The 15,455-nt window shown below is 72.3% G+C and carries 14 protein-coding genes; 8 read left to right on the forward strand and 6 right to left on the reverse strand.

Going from position 1 to position 15,455, the window contains the following annotated elements:
• Positions 1–16: 16 nt before the first annotated feature.
• On the reverse strand, positions 17–1,027 hold the full coding sequence (locus ABD999_RS38975; RefSeq protein WP_271280085.1) for a GH25 family lysozyme: 1,011 nt from the start codon (positions 1,025–1,027) through the stop codon (positions 17–19).
• Positions 1,028–1,259: 232 nt separating this feature from the next.
• Between ABD999_RS38975 and ABD999_RS38980 the strand changes: the two genes are divergently transcribed.
• Positions 1,260–2,204, forward strand: a complete 945-nt coding sequence (locus tag ABD999_RS38980; protein WP_271280086.1) for an ATP-binding cassette domain-containing protein — start codon at positions 1,260–1,262, stop codon at positions 2,202–2,204.
• Positions 2,185–2,928 (forward strand): ABC transporter permease, encoded by a 744-nt coding sequence (locus ABD999_RS38985; protein WP_271280087.1) that lies wholly within the window; start codon positions 2,185–2,187, stop codon positions 2,926–2,928. The genes ABD999_RS38980 and ABD999_RS38985 overlap by 20 nt, the downstream gene beginning before the upstream one ends.
• Positions 2,929–2,938: 10 nt before the next feature.
• Here ABD999_RS38985 and ABD999_RS38990 read toward each other — a convergent pair whose 3' ends face one another.
• Positions 2,939–3,592, reverse strand: a complete 654-nt coding sequence (locus ABD999_RS38990) for a flavin reductase family protein (RefSeq protein WP_261809052.1) — start codon at positions 3,590–3,592, stop codon at positions 2,939–2,941.
• 106 nt (positions 3,593–3,698) lie between these two features.
• Here ABD999_RS38990 and ABD999_RS38995 point away from each other — a divergent pair, with 106 nt between their 5' ends.
• Positions 3,699–4,070, forward strand: a complete 372-nt coding sequence (locus ABD999_RS38995; RefSeq protein ID WP_271280088.1) for an STAS domain-containing protein — start codon at positions 3,699–3,701, stop codon at positions 4,068–4,070.
• Between the two features lie 4 nt (positions 4,071–4,074).
• Here the strand turns inward: ABD999_RS38995 and ABD999_RS39000 are convergent, their stop codons facing one another.
• Complete coding sequence (locus ABD999_RS39000) at positions 4,075–4,899, reverse strand: endonuclease/exonuclease/phosphatase family protein (protein WP_271280089.1); 825 nt, start codon at positions 4,897–4,899, stop codon at positions 4,075–4,077.
• 150 nt (positions 4,900–5,049) lie between these two features.
• Here ABD999_RS39000 and ABD999_RS39005 point away from each other — a divergent pair, with 150 nt between their 5' ends.
• The 4 genes from ABD999_RS39005 (at position 5,050) to ABD999_RS39020 (ending at position 11,438) form a co-directional block, all read left to right on the forward strand.
• The gene (locus ABD999_RS39005) at positions 5,050–5,859 is read left to right on the forward strand and encodes a M23 family metallopeptidase (protein ID WP_271280090.1); all 810 of its coding nucleotides are present in this window, start codon (positions 5,050–5,052) and stop codon (positions 5,857–5,859) included.
• A 111-nt stretch (positions 5,860–5,970) separates the two neighbouring features.
• Positions 5,971–8,199, forward strand: coding sequence for an AfsR/SARP family transcriptional regulator (locus ABD999_RS39010; protein ID WP_345483155.1), 2,229 nt, complete (start codon positions 5,971–5,973; stop codon positions 8,197–8,199).
• Positions 8,200–8,260: 61 nt separating this feature from the next.
• Positions 8,261–10,954: an AfsR/SARP family transcriptional regulator gene (locus tag ABD999_RS39015; protein WP_271277678.1), complete on the forward strand. Its 2,694-nt coding sequence runs from the start codon at positions 8,261–8,263 to the stop codon at positions 10,952–10,954.
• A 49-nt stretch (positions 10,955–11,003) separates the two neighbouring features.
• Positions 11,004–11,438: a hypothetical protein gene (locus tag ABD999_RS39020; RefSeq protein ID WP_271277679.1), complete on the forward strand. Its 435-nt coding sequence runs from the start codon at positions 11,004–11,006 to the stop codon at positions 11,436–11,438.
• On the opposite strand, the gene ABD999_RS39025 is transcribed toward ABD999_RS39020, so the two are convergent.
• Positions 11,416–12,096, reverse strand: a complete 681-nt coding sequence (locus tag ABD999_RS39025) for a GntR family transcriptional regulator (RefSeq protein WP_271277680.1) — start codon at positions 12,094–12,096, stop codon at positions 11,416–11,418. The two genes, ABD999_RS39020 and ABD999_RS39025, sit on opposite strands and share 23 nt — an antisense overlap.
• A 130-nt stretch (positions 12,097–12,226) precedes the next feature.
• Positions 12,227–12,772, reverse strand: a complete 546-nt coding sequence (locus ABD999_RS39030) for a TetR/AcrR family transcriptional regulator (protein WP_271277681.1) — start codon at positions 12,770–12,772, stop codon at positions 12,227–12,229.
• Positions 12,773–12,857: 85 nt separating this feature from the next.
• Between ABD999_RS39030 and ABD999_RS39035 the strand changes: the two genes are divergently transcribed.
• Positions 12,858–13,283, forward strand: coding sequence for a DUF6463 family protein (locus tag ABD999_RS39035; protein ID WP_271277682.1), 426 nt, complete (start codon positions 12,858–12,860; stop codon positions 13,281–13,283).
• On the opposite strand, the gene ABD999_RS39040 is transcribed toward ABD999_RS39035, so the two are convergent.
• Positions 13,267–15,417, reverse strand: a complete 2,151-nt coding sequence (locus tag ABD999_RS39040) for a hypothetical protein (RefSeq protein WP_271277683.1) — start codon at positions 15,415–15,417, stop codon at positions 13,267–13,269. The genes ABD999_RS39035 and ABD999_RS39040 overlap by 17 nt on opposite strands.
• Positions 15,418–15,455 lie beyond the last annotated feature (38 nt).

The following is a 15,455-nucleotide window of genomic DNA, read 5'->3' on the forward strand; positions in this document are numbered from 1 at the left end:
ATCCTGCCTTATGGGGCTATCTGGCGCTTAGCTTGACCGCCACGGTTCCGACAGTGAACCGGATGCCGACCGTGCCCTTCTTCTTGCGGGGCTTGGTGGTGAAGGCGAAGGTCCTCTTCTGGCCGCGCCTGAGCTCGTCGATCGAGCAGCGGATCGCGGTGCCGCTGAACGTGCAGCCGGTGGGCGCCTTGACCACCCGCTGCCCGCCGAACGTCCGCCCGGAGACCTTGACGTCCGTGACCGGATGCGGCCCGGTGTTGGCCACGGTCAGCCGGTAGGTCGTGCGGCTGACCGTCTTGCCGGAGACGGTCACCTCGGCCGGCGGGTTGGCCATCGCGGCCAGCTCGGACTCGGAGCCGTTGAACGCGTTCTGCCCGCCGGGCAGCGGGCCCTTGTCGGCCGACTGCCAGAACGTGTGCTTCTGCCATGCCTTGGGCAGCTCGCCCGGGTCGGCGCCCCACCGGGCGATCCACAGCGGGCTGGACTTGGCCGCGGTGCTGTCGCCCGTGCAGGTCCGCCACCAGCTCGTGGTGGTGTAGACGATCGCCTGACGCCCGGTCCTGGCCCGGTAGGTCCTGGTGAAGTCCTTGATCCATGCGACCATGTCCTTGGCCGACAGGCCGTAGCAGGCGTTCTTGCCGTTCCTGTCCTGGTACGGGTTGTCTTCGAGGTCGAGCACGCCGGGCAGCGTCCGCCCGTCGGTGAGCCAGTTGCCGCCGTTGCGCACGAAGTGCTCGGCCTGCGCGGCCCCGCCCGACTCGTGCGGCTGCGCGAAGTGGTAGGCGCCGCGGACCAGCCCGGCCGCCGCCGCGCCGTCGAACTGCGCGGTGAAGCGCGGGTTGACGTAGTCGCCGCCCTCGGTGGCGTGCACGAAGGCGAACTTGGCGCCGCCCGACGCCGCCGCCGACCAGTCGACCTCGCCGGTCCAGTTGCTGACGTCCACCCCCGCGACCCCGTCCGCCGCCTGGGCGCTCTGCGCGCCCAGACCGACTGCCGCCACCACCGCGATGAGCACCAGACGCTTCACGTGGGTGATAGTCGCAAAAAATCTTTACATGTACGGAGAAATCGCACTTCAGAGGCCGAAAAGTTATCCGTCATCGCCATCCGAACCACGTGGCGTTTCCGCAGGTCAGAGCCGTATATGAACGTGATGTTCACGTTTGCCAGGACCGCTTTCCCGGGCTGACACTTGAGCCGCTCCCATCCGACACCCCCCACCACCAGGGGTTTCTTCGCCATGCCCGGAGGAAGGCACCATGATCCACACCCGGGGTCTGACCCGCGTGTTCTCCCTGAAGAAGAAACAGACCGTCGAGGCCGTACGCGGCATCGACCTGGACGTCGAGGCCGGACAGCTCGTCGCGTTCCTCGGCCCGAACGGCGCGGGCAAGTCCACCACGCTGCGGATGCTCACCACGCTGCTGCCGCCGACGTCCGGCACCGCCACCGTCGCCGGCCGCGACGTGGCGCGCGACCCCGCCGGGGTGCGCGCCAGGATCGGCTACGTCGGCCAGCGGAACAGCGCCGGAGAGAACTTCCGCGTCGGCGACGAGCTCGTCACCCAGGGCCGCTGCTACGGCCTGACCAGCGCCGAGGCCCGCCGCCGGGCCGGCGAGATGCTGGAACTGCTCGACCTGGGGCCGCTCGCCGCGCGCAAGCCCGGCACGCTCTCCGGCGGCCAGCGCCGCCGCCTCGACATCGCCCTCGGCCTCGTCCACCGTCCCGGCCTGCTGTTCCTGGACGAGCCCTCGACCGGGCTCGACCCCAAGAGCCGCGCCGAGATCTGGTCACACATCCTGCGCCTGCGCGAGACGTACGGGACCACGCTCTTCCTCACCACCCACTACCTCGAAGAGGCCGACAGCATGGCCGAGCGGGTGATCATCATCGACGACGGCCGGATCATCGCCGACGGCACGGCCGAGCAGCTCAAGAACGACCTGGCCGGCGACCGCGTCACGCTCACCACGCACACCGCCCAGGACGCCGGGCGGGCCGCCGCGCTCCTCGGCGGCGCCGCCGAGGGCGTCACCGTGCGGCTGCGCGCGGCCTCCGCGACCGCCGCCCTGCCCGAGCACCTGCGCACGCTGGAGGCGGCGGGCGTCAAGGTCGCCACCGCCGAGACCGTCCGCCCGACCCTCGACGACGTGTTCCTCACCCTGACCGGGAGAAGCCTCAGCGATGACGACCTTCCTGCGTGACACCGTGACCGTGTTCCGCCGCGAGTTCACGCCCGCGTGGCGGGAGCCGGTGGGGCTGATGTTCGAGATGGGGCAGCCGCTGCTCTTCCTGTTCCTGTTCGGGGCCCTGCTGGACGGCGCCGTCGGGGCGTCCTGGCAGTGGTTCGTGCCGGGCATCCTGGTGATGATGTGCCTGACCGGGCCGATGGCGGCCGGCTACCACGTGCTGATGGAGCTGGTCGGCGGCTCGATGGAGCGGATGATGGTGACGCCGCTCGACCGGACCGCGATGCTGGTCGGCAGGACGATGAAGGAGATGGCCGTGCTGTTCGCCCAGGCCGTCCTGATCATCGTGCTGGCGCTGCCGCTCGGGTTCGAGCCGCACCTGGCGGGGGTGGTCGCCGGGCTGGCGCTGCTGATCGTGTTCGGGGTGGGGCTGGGCGCGCTCTCGTTCGTCCTGGCCGTCAAGTCGGCGCCCGACGGCACCCTGTTCTACACGGTCACGCAGGTGCTGCTGTTCCCGATGCTGCTGCTGTCGGGGGTGCTGCTGCCGCTCGACTCCGGTCCGGACTGGCTGCGGGTGGCCGGCGGGCTCAACCCGATCACCTACATCGTCGACGCCGAGCGCGCGCTCTTCTCCGGCCAGGTGCTCGGCCTGCCGGTCCTGTACGGGGCCGCGACGGCGGTGGCGGTGGCCGCGCTCGGCCTGTTCCTGGGCAACCGGACCCTGCGCCGGGGCGTCTGACCGGTGCAGCTCACACGGCGCGGGCCCTCTCGATGTCCGGCCCCCGGTAGGCGTGCTCCGGGATGCGGGCCAGCGTCGAGTCGTGCACCTGCGGCCCGAGCCCGTACAGCTTCTGGAAGCTCATGATCAGGGGCCGCCACCGGTCCGGGTCGACGTGGTCGTCGGCGCCGTCCTTGCGGATCTCGTCGTGCACCCACACGCGCTGCACCCGCACCTCGAAGGTGACGATCCCGCCGTCGCCCACCGGGTGCTCGACGACCACCACCGCTTCCATGCTCACCGGGCACTCGGCCACCCGGGGCGGCGCCACGGTCTCGCTCGCCACCGGCGTCAGCCCCGCCCGCTCGAACTTGGCGGGCACGTACCGGTAGCCCCGCTCGCGCTTCCCCGGCGGCACCGGGTCGGCGCCGGTGGTCAGGGCGAGCCGGTCGACGGCGGGGGCGAGCTCGTCCGAGGGCAGGTTCAGCACGCACTCGCGGGTCCGCGTCATGTTGCGCGCGGTCTTGGACCGCCTGCCCAGCCCCAGCACGCCCCGCCAGCCGAGCCAGAACGCCGACGACATCGGGGCCAGATTGGGCGTGCCGTCCTCGTTCACGGTGGAGATCAGCACGACAGGGGTGCCGAAGTAGAGGATCGACGGTTCGATACGGGTGTGCTTGGTCACGGACCACACTTTCGCGCCTGCCGGGGTCCCGGCACCGGCGGCAATCGGACCTGTCGACCGGCCTTGACCGGTGTAATGTCGCCCCATACACCATGGAGGCCGCTGGATGCATGCACCGTTCGCCATCACCAGTGAATACTTCGGTGACACGGCGGTCATCAGCCTGATCGGCGAGCTGGACACCACCCGGTGCCCCCAGCTGGACGAGGCGCTCGGCGCCAGCCTGTCCGGGGGGCGGATCCATCTCGTCGTCGACACCGCCGAGCTGACCTTCTGCGACTCGATGGGCCTGCGCACCTTCCTCGACTACGTGGAGAGGGCCAGGCAGGCGGGCGGCTGGCTGCGGATGGCGGGCGTGCGGGGGGTGCTGCGGCGGCTGCTCGACGTGACGGGCGTCTCCGCCGTCGTCCCCATCGACCCCGACGTCCCCACCGCGCTGTGCGCCCGCCTGCCCGGCGGCGACGCCCTCGGCCTCTGACGGCTCACGAGAGGTCCGCCCAGAACGCGTCGTGGTCGCTGTACGACCCCATGCTGATCGTCCCGGTCCTGACGAAGCCGTGGCCGCTGTCACGGGCGATCACGTGCTGGCGGTTGCCGTCGCTCTTGCGCGTGTAGCCGCTGCCCAGGCAGCGCTTCAGCGCCGCCTGCTCGGCCGGCCTGTTCCAGCGCAGGTTCAGATCACCGGAGACGATCAGCGGGCCCCTGCCCGCCAGTTTCCTGCCGCCGCTCATCAGCTCGCGGCACTGCGCCTCGGCGACCGCCACCGTGCTGACCGACAGGTGGCCCGTGCAGACGGTGAAGGCGGGCTCCTTCCGGCAGCCCATCACCCGCCGCTCGCTGCTGCCGTCCTGCTTGGTGAACCGCTTCTCCAGCCGGTACGCGCTGTACGGCCTGCGCAGCGGCGCCTCGGTCAGGATCGCCGAACCGTAGGAGCCGCCGCCGTTCCTGGAACCACCGCACGTGTACTTGGCGGAGTTCTTGTACACGGTGAAGAACGAGTCGCCGTCGAGGCCGAGCCGGATCTTCATGGAGGCGAGGTCGGAGGAGCACACCTCGTTCATCACGACGACGGACGGTCGCGGGTTCAGCGACTTGAACACCGACACGACCTTGCTCATCGTCCTGGCGGCCCGGGTGCCGTCGGGGCCCGGCTTCTCGCCCCAGCAGGGGGCGTGCCCGCTGTTGCACAGGTTGAACTGGAGCACGCGCACCGGCCGGGCCGCGGCCTCGGCCGACGCCGGACCGGCGAAGCAGGTCGCGGCCAGCAGACCGGCGGCGAGGATCCTCAGGCTGGCATGACATGGCAAGGCGCACCCCTCTCGTCCCGGTGAAAGTTTCCAGGCACCTTAGTGAGCCGGGTTATCGAATCCCTAAGGGAAACGGCGCTAAGGGAATCGATAACCCGCCTCCCTAACGTCTCCGGGGCACCTATCACCTCTGATGGAGGAGGACTCCTCTTGCGTCGCACAGCCGTGTCCGTCGCCGCGCTCGTCGCCATGACGGGCCTTCCGGCTCCGGCCCACGCCGCCACCGAGGCGCTCGCCTCGCGGCCGTTCTTCCAGCTCCCGTTCGCGTGCGGCACCAAGGTCTTCACGGACTCCGCCGGATCCCACGCCGGTTACGTGGACAAGGCGCTCGACATGTATCCGAACACCGACAACCCCTACTCGGGCGGTTACAGCGCCGACGGCTGGGAGGTGCGCCCCGCGGTCGGCGGGACGGTGCGGTATCTGTCCGGCAGCACGACCAACACGATGTACGTCGAGCACAACAGCACCTGGCGCACCATGTACGCGCACATGAAGAACCGCGTCAAGAACGGCTCCAAGGTCACCCGGTCCACCGTCATCGGCCGCATCGGCAGCGTCGGAACCGGCAAACCCCACCTCCACTACGAGCAGCAGCAGAAGGTGAACGGGACCTGGCAGCTGGTCAAGCCCTACTTCAACGGCAAGAACCGCTCGCTCGGCAGCGGCGGGCGGCAGATCCTCACCAGCCACAGCTGCACGCATCCGAAGCCGACGGTCTGGTGCCGGTACCGGGCCGAGAAGGCCGTCAACAAGCGTTCCTGGGCGGGCACGAAGTACGAGTCCGAGGGCAAGCTGACCAAGGGCACCGTGTACGTCTTCGGCTACAACGGCTACCGCAAGCCCGGTTCCACGGTCTGGCGCAGGTTGAAGAGCAGCGGCGGCGCCGACGGCCAGGGCCCCTTCGTGAGCGGGAACCACCTGAAGTACCTCGGCGGCGGGACGTCCTGCCCCGCCTGATCTCCGGGCGTTTAGCGGATCGATAACGAGGTTCCTCTACGATCGATCGGGGGTTTCGGTTCGGCGAGCGGGTGTGCCCTGCCGTCGTCGCCTGCAAGACCGATCTCGATCATGGCTCAGCTGGAGTTTCTCGTCCTCGGACCGCTGGAGGCCGGCGTCGCCGGGCACCCTGTCCGGCTCGGCGGGTCGCGGCGCCGTGCGCTGCTTGTCGCCCTGCTACTGGAGACCGGGCAGGCGGTGCCGGTGGACCGGCTGGCGCGCACGGTCTGGGAGGACCGCCGGCCCACGTCGGTACGCACCCAGATCTCCATCCACGTCGCCGCTCTCCGCAAGGCCGTCAAGGCGGCCGGAGGCGATCCTGGGGTGATCGTCACCGAGCCGCACGGCTACCGGCTCGACGCCGAAGGGGTACGGGTCGACGCGCACGAAGCCGAGCAGCGGATCGCCGAAGGGCGCGAACTCGCCGCGGCCGGGCAGCCTGACCAGGCGGCCGACCTGCTCGGACAGGCGCTGGCCCGGTGGCGCGGGCCCGTGCTGGCCGGGCTCGACACCACGGCGATCACGGCGTGGGCGCGCCGCCTGGACGCGGTCCGGCTGGCGGCGGTCGAGGAATGGGCCGGGCTGGAGCTGGCGTGCGGCCGGCCGCGCGAGGTCGTGGAGCACCTGACCGGGCTGGTCGACGACCATCCCCTGTACGAGGGGCTGCGCGAGAAACTGGTGCTCGCCCTGTCGCACGCCGGCCGCCAGGCCGACGCCCTCGCCTGCTACCACCGAGGCCGCGACCTGCTGCTACGGGAACTGGGCCTGGAACCCGGCCCCGGACTGCGCCAGGCCCAGCACAAGGTCCTCCGCGGCCACCCCGCCCCACCGACGCACTTACCGCGACCCGCCCCAGCGCGGCAGGCGCAACCGCCTTACATACCACCCGCCACGCGAACCGAACTGGCGTGGCGCGAGCAGCCGCCGCACGACCAGCCGCAGGCCAAGCCTGCGCAGCCCACGCAACCTCCGCACAACAGACAGTCGGACACGCAGGCCGAGCCAGCGTGGCGCGAGGGGGTGCCGTACGACCGGCTGCCGGCCCATCCCGCGGGAGCGGCACGACCGACTCGCGACCAGCCGCAGGCCAAGCCGGCGCAACCACCGCACAACAGACAACCCACCGAGCCCGCGTGGCGCGATGAGTCGCCGTACGGCCGGTTGTTGGCCCATCCGACGGGGGCGGTATGGCCGGCTTGTGATCTGCCGCAGGTCGCGGTGGTGCGGCCTGCGCAGTTGCCGCCGCCCGTGCGGGGGTTTGTCGGGCGGGCGCCGGAGTTGCGGGCGCTGGATCGGCTGCTCGCCCAGGACGGGCCGCGGGTGGCGGTGGTGAGCGGGATGGCGGGGGTGGGGAAGACGGCGCTGGTGTTGCGGTGGGCTCATCAGATGGCCAGCCGGTTCCCGGACGGCCAGCTCTTCGCCGACCTGCGGGGGTATGACGCGGGCGGGGAGCCGGTGCGCCCGGGAAGCGTGCTGGAACGGTTCCTGCGCGCGCTCGGCGTGCGGGTGCCGCCAGATCCGGCGGAACAGGCCGTGGCGTTCCGGCAGGCGCTGGCCGGGCGGCGAGCGCTCGTGGTCCTGGACGACGCCGGATCGGCGGAGCAGGTGCGGCCCCTGCTCGTGGACGCGCCCGGCTGCCGCGTGATCATCACCGCCCGCCGCCGTCTGGGCGAAACAGCCATGACCGTGCCGATCAATACGCCCATCGACACGCCCGTGCCCGCCGCCGTACCTGTTGACGTGCCCGGCCCTGTGCCCATCGATGTGCCCGTCGATGTGCTTCCCGTACCGGAGTGCGTGGAGTTGCTCGGTCGGGTGGCCGGGGGCAGGCGTGTGGCGGACGAGCGGGAGGCGGCCGAGCGGCTGGCCGGTCTGTGCGGGGGGCTGCCGCTCGCGGTGCGGATCGCGGCGGCGAAGCTGGCGCGGCAGCCGCGGTGGCCGCTGTCCGGCCTGGTCGGGCTGCTCGCCGACGAGCGCCACCGGCTGGACGAGCTGGTCTGCGACGGCCTGAGCGTACGGGACAGCATCGCCCTGTCGTACCGCGAGCTGCCGCCCGAGGCGGCGCGGCTGTTCGACCGGCTGGGGCTGGTCGAACAGCCGGCGGGCTTCGGCCCGGACCTGCCCGGCGTGCGGCAGGACGACCGTACGGACGCGCGACCCGGGAACGACGCCGAGCTGCTGCGGCAGCTCGCCCACGCGCAGTTGCTGCGCCCGCCGGGCGGGCCGAGCCGGCCGCACTACCGGTTCCACGAGCTGGTGCGGCTGTTCGCCAGGGAACGCGCCGCGACCGCCGTTCGATGACGTCTTGAACGCTTGCCGCCTCCGGCACCCCTCCCGTTACGATCCATCAAGGGAGGAGTCGATGTCCGGCCCAGTCGCTTTCCAGATCCTCGGCCCTCTGCGCGTCGAGGTCGCCGGCCGCGCCGTCGCCCCCATCGGGTCGCGCGCCCGTACGGTCCTGAGCGTCCTGCTGCTGCACGCCGGGCAGAGCGTCACCGCCGAGCAGCTGGTCGCGGCGCTCTGGACGGACGGCGCCCCGCCCCCGACCGCCCGCACCCAGCTCCACATGCTGCTCTCCCGGTTGCGCAAGACGCTGCTCGGCCACCCGGTGATCGAGACCCGGCCGGGCGCCTACCGCATCGACACGCGGGTGGCGCGGCTCGACTCCCATCACGCTGAGCGGCTCATCGAGGAGGGCCGCCGGCTGGGCGATCCCGCCCTCTACGGTCGGGCGCTCGCCCTGTGGCGCGGGCCCGTGCTGGACGGTTTCGACCACGCGGAGGTGCGGCGGCTCGAAGAGCTCAGGCTGACCGCCGTCGGTGAGTGGGCCGCGCTGGAGCTGGGCCGGGGCTGCCCGTCGCGGGTGGCCGAGCGGCTCGCGCCCATGGTCGCCGACCTGCCGTACCACGAATCGCTCCGCGCCCAGCTCGTGCTCGCGCTCGACCGGCTGAACCGCCGTCAGGAGGCGCTCCACGTGCTGCGCGAGGGCACGCGGCTGCTGGACCGCGAGCTCGGCCTCGAACCGGGGCCGGAGCTGCGCCGCGCCGAACAGCTCGTACGCGGGCGCACCCCGGCGCAGCTTCCTCCGGCGGTGGCGGCGTTCACGGGCCGTGACGGCGAGGTCGAGCGGCTGTGCGGGCTGCTGACGGACGGCGGCGAGCACGTCGTGGCCGTCTCGGGCCCGGCGGGCATCGGCAAGTCCGCGCTGGCCGTCCAGGTGGCGCACCGCCTGGCCGGTCTCTTCCCCGACGGGCAGCTCTACGTCAACCTGCACGGGTCCACCCCGGACACCGAGCCGGCGGCCACCGCGGAGGTGCTCGGCAGGTTCCTCCGCGCGCTGGGCGCGACGGTGCCCGCCGACCAGGAGGAGGCCGCCGCGGCGTTCCGCTCGATGACGCACGGCAAGCGGCTGCTCGTCCTGCTGGACAACGCCGCCGGTCCGGAGCAGGTGCGCGACCTGCTGCCGGGCAGCGCCACCTGCGGCGTGCTCGTCACCAGCAGGCGGCTGCTCGGCTCCGTCGACGCCGCCCGCCATCACCCGGTCGAGGGCCTGCCGCCGGACGAGGCGGTCGCCCTGCTCGGCAGGCTGGCCGGGACCGCCCGCGTCGGGAGCGAGCCCGAGGCGGCGGCCGAGATCGCCGAGCTGTGCGGGCGGCTCCCGCTGGCGCTCACCATCGCGGGGGCGAAACTGGCCGGACAGCCCGGCCTGAGCGTGCGGGCGCTGGCCGGGCGGCTCGCCGACGAGCAGCGCAGGCTGGCCGAGCTGGCGCTGCACGACCAGGCCGTGCGCACCAGCTTCATGGTCAGCTACCAGGACCTCGGCGACGCCGCGGCGGCCCGGCTGTTCCGGCTGCTCGGCCTCCTGGACGTGCCCGACGTCGGCGTCCCGGTCGCCGCCGCGCTGGCCGGTCTGCCCGAGCAGCGCGCGGCGGTGCTGCTGGATCGGCTGGCGGAGAACCAGCTCGTACGGTCCGACGTGCCCGGCCGGTTCCACCTGCACGACCTGCTGCGACTGTTCGCCAGGGAACGCGCCGCCGAGGAGGAGACCGGGGCCGACCGCACCGGCGCCGTGCGCCGCGCCCTGCACTGCTACGTGGCCACGGCCCGGCACGCCACGCTGGCCGTCGAGCCGACGATCGGCTGGCGGATCGACTTCCTGCCCGGCTCGCTCGACCACCCCGGCGTCCCGCTCGGCTCGCGCGACGAGGTCGACGAGTGGATCGACGCCGAGACGGACAACCTCGTCGCCGCGGCCCGGCAGGCCGCCTCCGGCATCGCCCCCGAGGTCGCGCCCTACCTGTCGGCGTGCCTGAACGCCCCGCTCGAAGGCCGGGGCCGCCGGCGTGAGCAGCTGACGCTCGCGTACATCACGCTCACGGCCGCGCGTCTCACCGGCGACCGCCGCCACGCCGGGCTGGCCGACAACGACCTCGGCTGGGCGCTGCACTGGCTGAGCAGGGCGGAGGAGGCGCTCGCCTGCTTCGACCGCGCCCTGCGCGCCTGGGCCGGCTACGACGCCGGGACCGCCCTGGCCCTGCACGGCCGCGGCGTCGTGCTCCGCGTGCTCGAACGGTACGAGGAATCGCTCGAATCCCTGGAGCGGGCCCGCGCCGCCTGGCACCGGCTCGGCCACGCCCGCCAGGAGGCCGGCTGCCTGACCGGCGTCGGGCTCACCTGCCAGCGGCTCGGCCGCCATGACGACGCGGTCGCCGCGCACGAGGCCGCCATCGGCCTGGCCCGCGACTCCGCCGCCCGCGTCACCGAGGTCATGGCGCTGGGCAACCTCGGCGAGGCGCACCGCCTCGCCGGCCGGGGCGAGGCCGCAGCCGCCTGCTTCACCGAAGCCCTCCGCCTCGACCGGCTGCGCGGCCTGTCGGGCACCTACTGGGAGGCCGAACACCTGTGGGGCCTCGGCCGCGTCCGCGGCGACCGCGCCCTCCTGAACCGCTCGGCCGCGATCCTGCGCGACCTCGACCTCATCGACGACGCCGAGGCCGGAGCCATCGCCACCGGCCCCGCGCCGCGTACCCCGGCCGCCATCGCCGACCAGCTGTGACCAGCCGGATGCAAGATCTCTCCAAGTGGCGTCCCCTATCGTCCCGGCCATGAAGAAGACCTATGTCATCGGTGGAGTCCTGGCCTTCCTGATCGCCGCGGGCGGGCCGGCGCAGGCGTCCGCCGGGATCCACTGGGGGCCCGTCAAGTCGGCGGCGGGACATTCCGGTCACGCCAAGGCCGACGTCTGGATCACCGACTTCAGCGCCGAGACGTTCGTCGTGCGCGGCACGCTGTCCGATCGCGACAGGCACCCCGGTCACTGCGCCTACGTCCGCGCCCGCTTCCACTACGCGGGCGGCGGCACCGGATGGAGCCGGCCCCGCTCGACCTGCGCTGCCAAGACGCCCTTCCGGCTCTCCTCCGACGGCGAGATCAAGCGCGTGGACGTGCGGGTCTGCCTGTACGACCGCGCCCTGCGCAAGACCTTCAAGTGTCACGCCGACGCGATCAAGCCCGAGATCATCGCGAACTGGCCCCGGTGACGGGCGGTTCGTCGAGCAACGGGGTGAGCGTCTCCCAATTGGCGCGGGTGGCCGCGGCCGCCCCCGCCACGTCGCCGGCCGCGCACAATTCGATGATCCGGTCATGCTGAGCGACCGACTCCCGGCCGCTCAGTGAGGAGAAGCGGAGCCGCTCCAGGCGGCGCAGCACCGGCGTGAACCGTTCGAGGACGTCGCGGAGCGCGTCGTTGGCGCTGGCGGTGACCAGCACGCCGTGGAATTCGTCGTCGGCGGCGAGCGCCGCGTCCACGTCGTCGCGGCGCAGGGCGTCGGCGAACCGCGCGTTGGCCGTGCGCATGGCTTCGAGCTCGGTGGCGGAGAGGTTCGGCAGCGCCTCGCGGACGGCGAGTTCGTGCATGGCGGCCGTGACCGACTGGGCGTCACGGCAGGCGCGGGCGTCGAGGGGGCTGACGATCGTGTAGCGGCCGGGCTTGGTCCTGACCAGGCCCGCCTGCTCCAGTCGCGCGAGGGCCTCGCGCACCGGGGTCCGGCTGACGCCCAGCCACTCGACCAGGTCGGTGTCGTTGAGTCGCTCACCGGGGGCCAGCGTGCCGTCGACGATCGCGTCCCGGATCGCCCGGTAGGCGTCTTCCCGAAGCAGCGACCTGGAGACGAGTCCGCGACCCTGTGGCACCGGCATGCAACATATTGCACAGGCACGCTGCGATCACTGTCAAACAGGGTCAGCGGGACAGGGGCGCGCAGTCGTGCCGCGCACGCCGCTCACGTCGAGCCCGGCCGCACGCGGCTTCCCACGCCGATCTTGCCTATTACACATTGATCATCCGTTCGAGAAGGGTGCGGACGGCGTCGAGGTCCACCGCCTCGGGGGCGACGCGCCATTGGGCGTGGACGCCGATGACGGCCCCCACCAGGAGGACCGTGAAGGCCTCCGCGGAGGTGCCCGCGGGGAGGGCCTCGGCCGGTATCCGCGCCTGGACCCCCTGCCGGAGGGCCGCGTGGAGCCGCGCGTAGTGCTCGCGGATCGGCGAGCCGTCCTCCACGGCCTCGGCCAGCAGGGTGATGAACAGGCGGGCGGCAGGCAGGCGGATGAAGTCCATGACCTGGTCGAGCGGGTCGCCGGCCTGCTCGTCGAAAGCGGTCAGCACGGTGTGGAGCTGGTCGTCGAGCACCGCTTGCAGCAGGCCCAGCTTGTTGCCGAAGTGCCAGGGGATGGAGCCGCGGCTGATGCCGGCCTTGTCGGCGATGTCGACGAAACTCGTCTGCCGGTAGCCCTTCTCGGCGAAGAGCTCGGCGGCGGCCGCCACCAGCAGCCGGCGGCTCTCCTCGGTCCTCTGGATACGTCGCGTGGCCATGCGGTCCATCCAACCAGCTACGCCGGATGACACAGAGAATGTCGATCGGCATATTCTGTGTTGGCCAACATAGAAGGGCTGTGCGATGGACTCCGGAAAGCTGCTCCGCTGGGCGGGCGGGATCATGATCGTGATGGGTGCGGGACACCTGGCGGTGCTGGCGACCACCGCCTGGGCGGACGTCGCCGGCTGGGTGGATCGGGGGATGTGGGCGGCGGTCCCGCTTCTCGCGGACGGCCCTACGGTCGAGTCCCTGCGGAACAAGGTCACCTTCTGGGGCGGCCCGGGAAGCTTCGGCGTACCCCTGATCCTCCTGGGATCACTGACCTGGCACCTCGCCCGGCGCGGGGTGGCCGTGCCCGCCGGGATCGGCTGGGCCCTGGCCCTGTGGTGCGCGCTGGGCGGCGTCCTCCTCGTACCATCACCGTTCTTCGCCGGGATCGCCCCCGGGATCCTGATCGTTCTGGCGGCGAGAAAGACGAGCTCCCCGGACGCTAGGACGGCAGATTGAGCGGGGTGGTCAGGATCAGGTCCCAGTCGTGCTCGGAATGGTCGATCCAGCCGATCATCGGTCGGCCGCGCGCGTCCAGGGTCATGGCGAGGGCGTCGCCGAGGGCGTACCGGCTCTTCGCCACCGGCGTGTGCGTGCAGCGGGTTCCCTCACAGGTGGCCACGACGATCCGGTTGTCGTCGACGTCCTGGTAGGCCACCAGCGCCCGTCCTTCCCCGTCCACCACCAGCGCCGGGGGCACGCGGAAGCGGCCGGGGCCGGCCAGGATGACGGGGTCGGACTGGGAGCAGCTCAGGTTGCGGCAGTCGAGCATCCTGATCGATCCATCGGCCGAGTCGCGGTAGGCGATCAGCGGCCGGCCGTCGTCCCTGACCACCATGGTGGCGCCGGCTTCCCCGCCGACCTCGTCGAACCCCCAGGTCCAGCCCCCGTGGACCAGCCGTTCCACGTGCACCTCGGCACAGTCGGACTCCTCGCAGGTGATCAGGGAGAGAGAGCCCGCGTGCTCGTCGAAGCGGAGGACGACGGGGCGGTTCGTCGGTCCAGCCCCGACGACGAGGCCGTGCTCCTGGTACGCGGAGGTCCTGGATGGAAGCCTGGCCAGCTCCTTCGTCCACGGGTCGGCGCAGACCGGGTCTTCGCAGAAGGTGACGGACAGGACCTCACCGTCGCGCTCCGGCAGCTCCCGGACCTGGGCGATCATCAGGCCGTCGTAGCGCCCCGGCGCCAGCGCGACGCTCCTGCCCTCGTAGACCGACATCTCCTCACCGATCGGCCGGGGGCTTGGGACGCAGCCGCGGGCGTCGCAGAGCATCAGCCCTAGCCGGACGCGCCGGTCATCGCCCTGCCCTCGCTGCGACCAGGTGCTCACGGCGATCCGGCCTTCGTGGAGCCGGGCGCTGGACGACGCGATGTCCTCGTCCGCGCCGGCGGGCTCGGCCCAGCGGAACCCGGTACGCGGGCAGCCAGTCGCGGAGCAGGTCAGCAGCCTCGCCAGGCCGAAACTGTCCATGAACATGATCAGTTCGTCGCCCCGGCCCGCGTACATGGCCTTCAGATCCGTCTCCCGCAGCCCGGGTCTCGGCTGAGGAGGGACGTCGTCGCTCGTCCAGGTGGCCGTGACGACCGTCTGGGTCACCTCCAGCCAGCCGAACGGGTTGACCAGCAGCGTGGCCGCGAACAGCGACCCCGGCAGCAGCAGCGCCGCGAGCACCGGCACCGGCCTGGCCGGGCTCGCCGCCCCGCTCCCCGGCAGGTTCTCGACGACCCGCTCGAACGCCTCGGCCGTACTCCGGTGTGCCAGCCTGTTCAGGTACAGGCGCGCGATCACCGTCGCCTGGAACGCGGGGATGACCAGGGTGAGGGCGGAGGTCGCCACCCCGTACCCGAGCACGCTGCCCGACGCGGCCCACTCCACCGCCCACTCCACCCCCCGCTGGGCCGCCGCGGGGAAGACCAGCACGCCGAAGGCCAGGGTCAGCGTGCACGACCAGAAGCCGCCTGCCGTCGGCTCGCCCCTGCCCGCCAGCCGGTAGGCGCCGGCGAGCGCGCGCCCGGCGCTCCGGCCCTCCAGCGTCACGATCGCCACGGCCAGCAGGCTCGGCAGCGCGAGCACCGCCAGGGACGCCATCACGAGAACGGCCCACAGCAGCTGTCCGGTCCACATCAGCATGCCGAACCCGGCCACCGCGGTCGCCGTGAACACCACGACGCCCAGCAGCGCGAGGAGCATCATCGCGGGCAGGTTCCGCAGCGCGGCGCGCATCGCGTCCGGCGTGGCGACGGGCCTGCCGGTCAGCAGGCCGACGGCGATCACGACGGTGGCGGGCAGGACCACGGCCTGGCCGGCCAGCGAGGCGAGCATCACCGCCGCCGCCCACACCAGCAGCGGCCTTCCCGGCGTACCGAGCAGCTCGAACGAGCCGTCGACCAGCACCGCCGACTCGTCCACCACCAGCGCCAGCCCGAGCAGCGCGACCAGGCTGATCGGCAGGAACACCAGCGCGGCGGGCGCCGCCAGCCTGATCAGGTGTCGCGCCGCGGTGCCGTAGGCCCGCCAGATCACCCCGTCCCGCCGCGCGACCGTCATGGCCTGGACGTGGGGGGCGGGCGCCTCTTGAACAGCCTCGGGCATGGACGCCTCCAGCGAGCAGCGGGGATCGCTTGACGGCC

This window comes from Nonomuraea ferruginea (assembly GCF_039540635.1).
Lineage (GTDB): Bacteria > Actinomycetota > Actinomycetes > Streptosporangiales > Streptosporangiaceae > Nonomuraea > Nonomuraea ferruginea.

Bases quoted from the DNA above. Each gene is read 5' to 3' on its own strand.
- ABD999_RS38985 (WP_271280087.1), top strand. From the start codon at position 2,185: ATGACGACCTTCCTGCGTGACACCGTGACCGTGTTCCGCCGCGAGTTC.
- ABD999_RS39010 (WP_345483155.1), top strand. From the start codon at position 5,971: ATGGCTCAGCTGGAGTTTCTCGTCCTCGGACCGCTGGAGGCCGGCGTC.
- ABD999_RS39030 (WP_271277681.1), bottom strand. From the start codon at position 12,772: ATGGCCACGCGACGTATCCAGAGGACCGAGGAGAGCCGCCGGCTGCTG.
- ABD999_RS39020 (WP_271277679.1), top strand. From the start codon at position 11,004: ATGAAGAAGACCTATGTCATCGGTGGAGTCCTGGCCTTCCTGATCGCC.
- ABD999_RS38980 (WP_271280086.1), top strand. From the start codon at position 1,260: ATGATCCACACCCGGGGTCTGACCCGCGTGTTCTCCCTGAAGAAGAAA.
- ABD999_RS39035 (WP_271277682.1), top strand. From the start codon at position 12,858: ATGGACTCCGGAAAGCTGCTCCGCTGGGCGGGCGGGATCATGATCGTG.
- ABD999_RS38995 (WP_271280088.1), top strand. From the start codon at position 3,699: ATGCATGCACCGTTCGCCATCACCAGTGAATACTTCGGTGACACGGCG.
- ABD999_RS39040 (WP_271277683.1), bottom strand. From the start codon at position 15,417: ATGCCCGAGGCTGTTCAAGAGGCGCCCGCCCCCCACGTCCAGGCCATG.
- ABD999_RS39015 (WP_271277678.1), top strand. From the start codon at position 8,261: ATGTCCGGCCCAGTCGCTTTCCAGATCCTCGGCCCTCTGCGCGTCGAG.
- ABD999_RS39025 (WP_271277680.1), bottom strand. From the start codon at position 12,096: ATGCCGGTGCCACAGGGTCGCGGACTCGTCTCCAGGTCGCTGCTTCGG.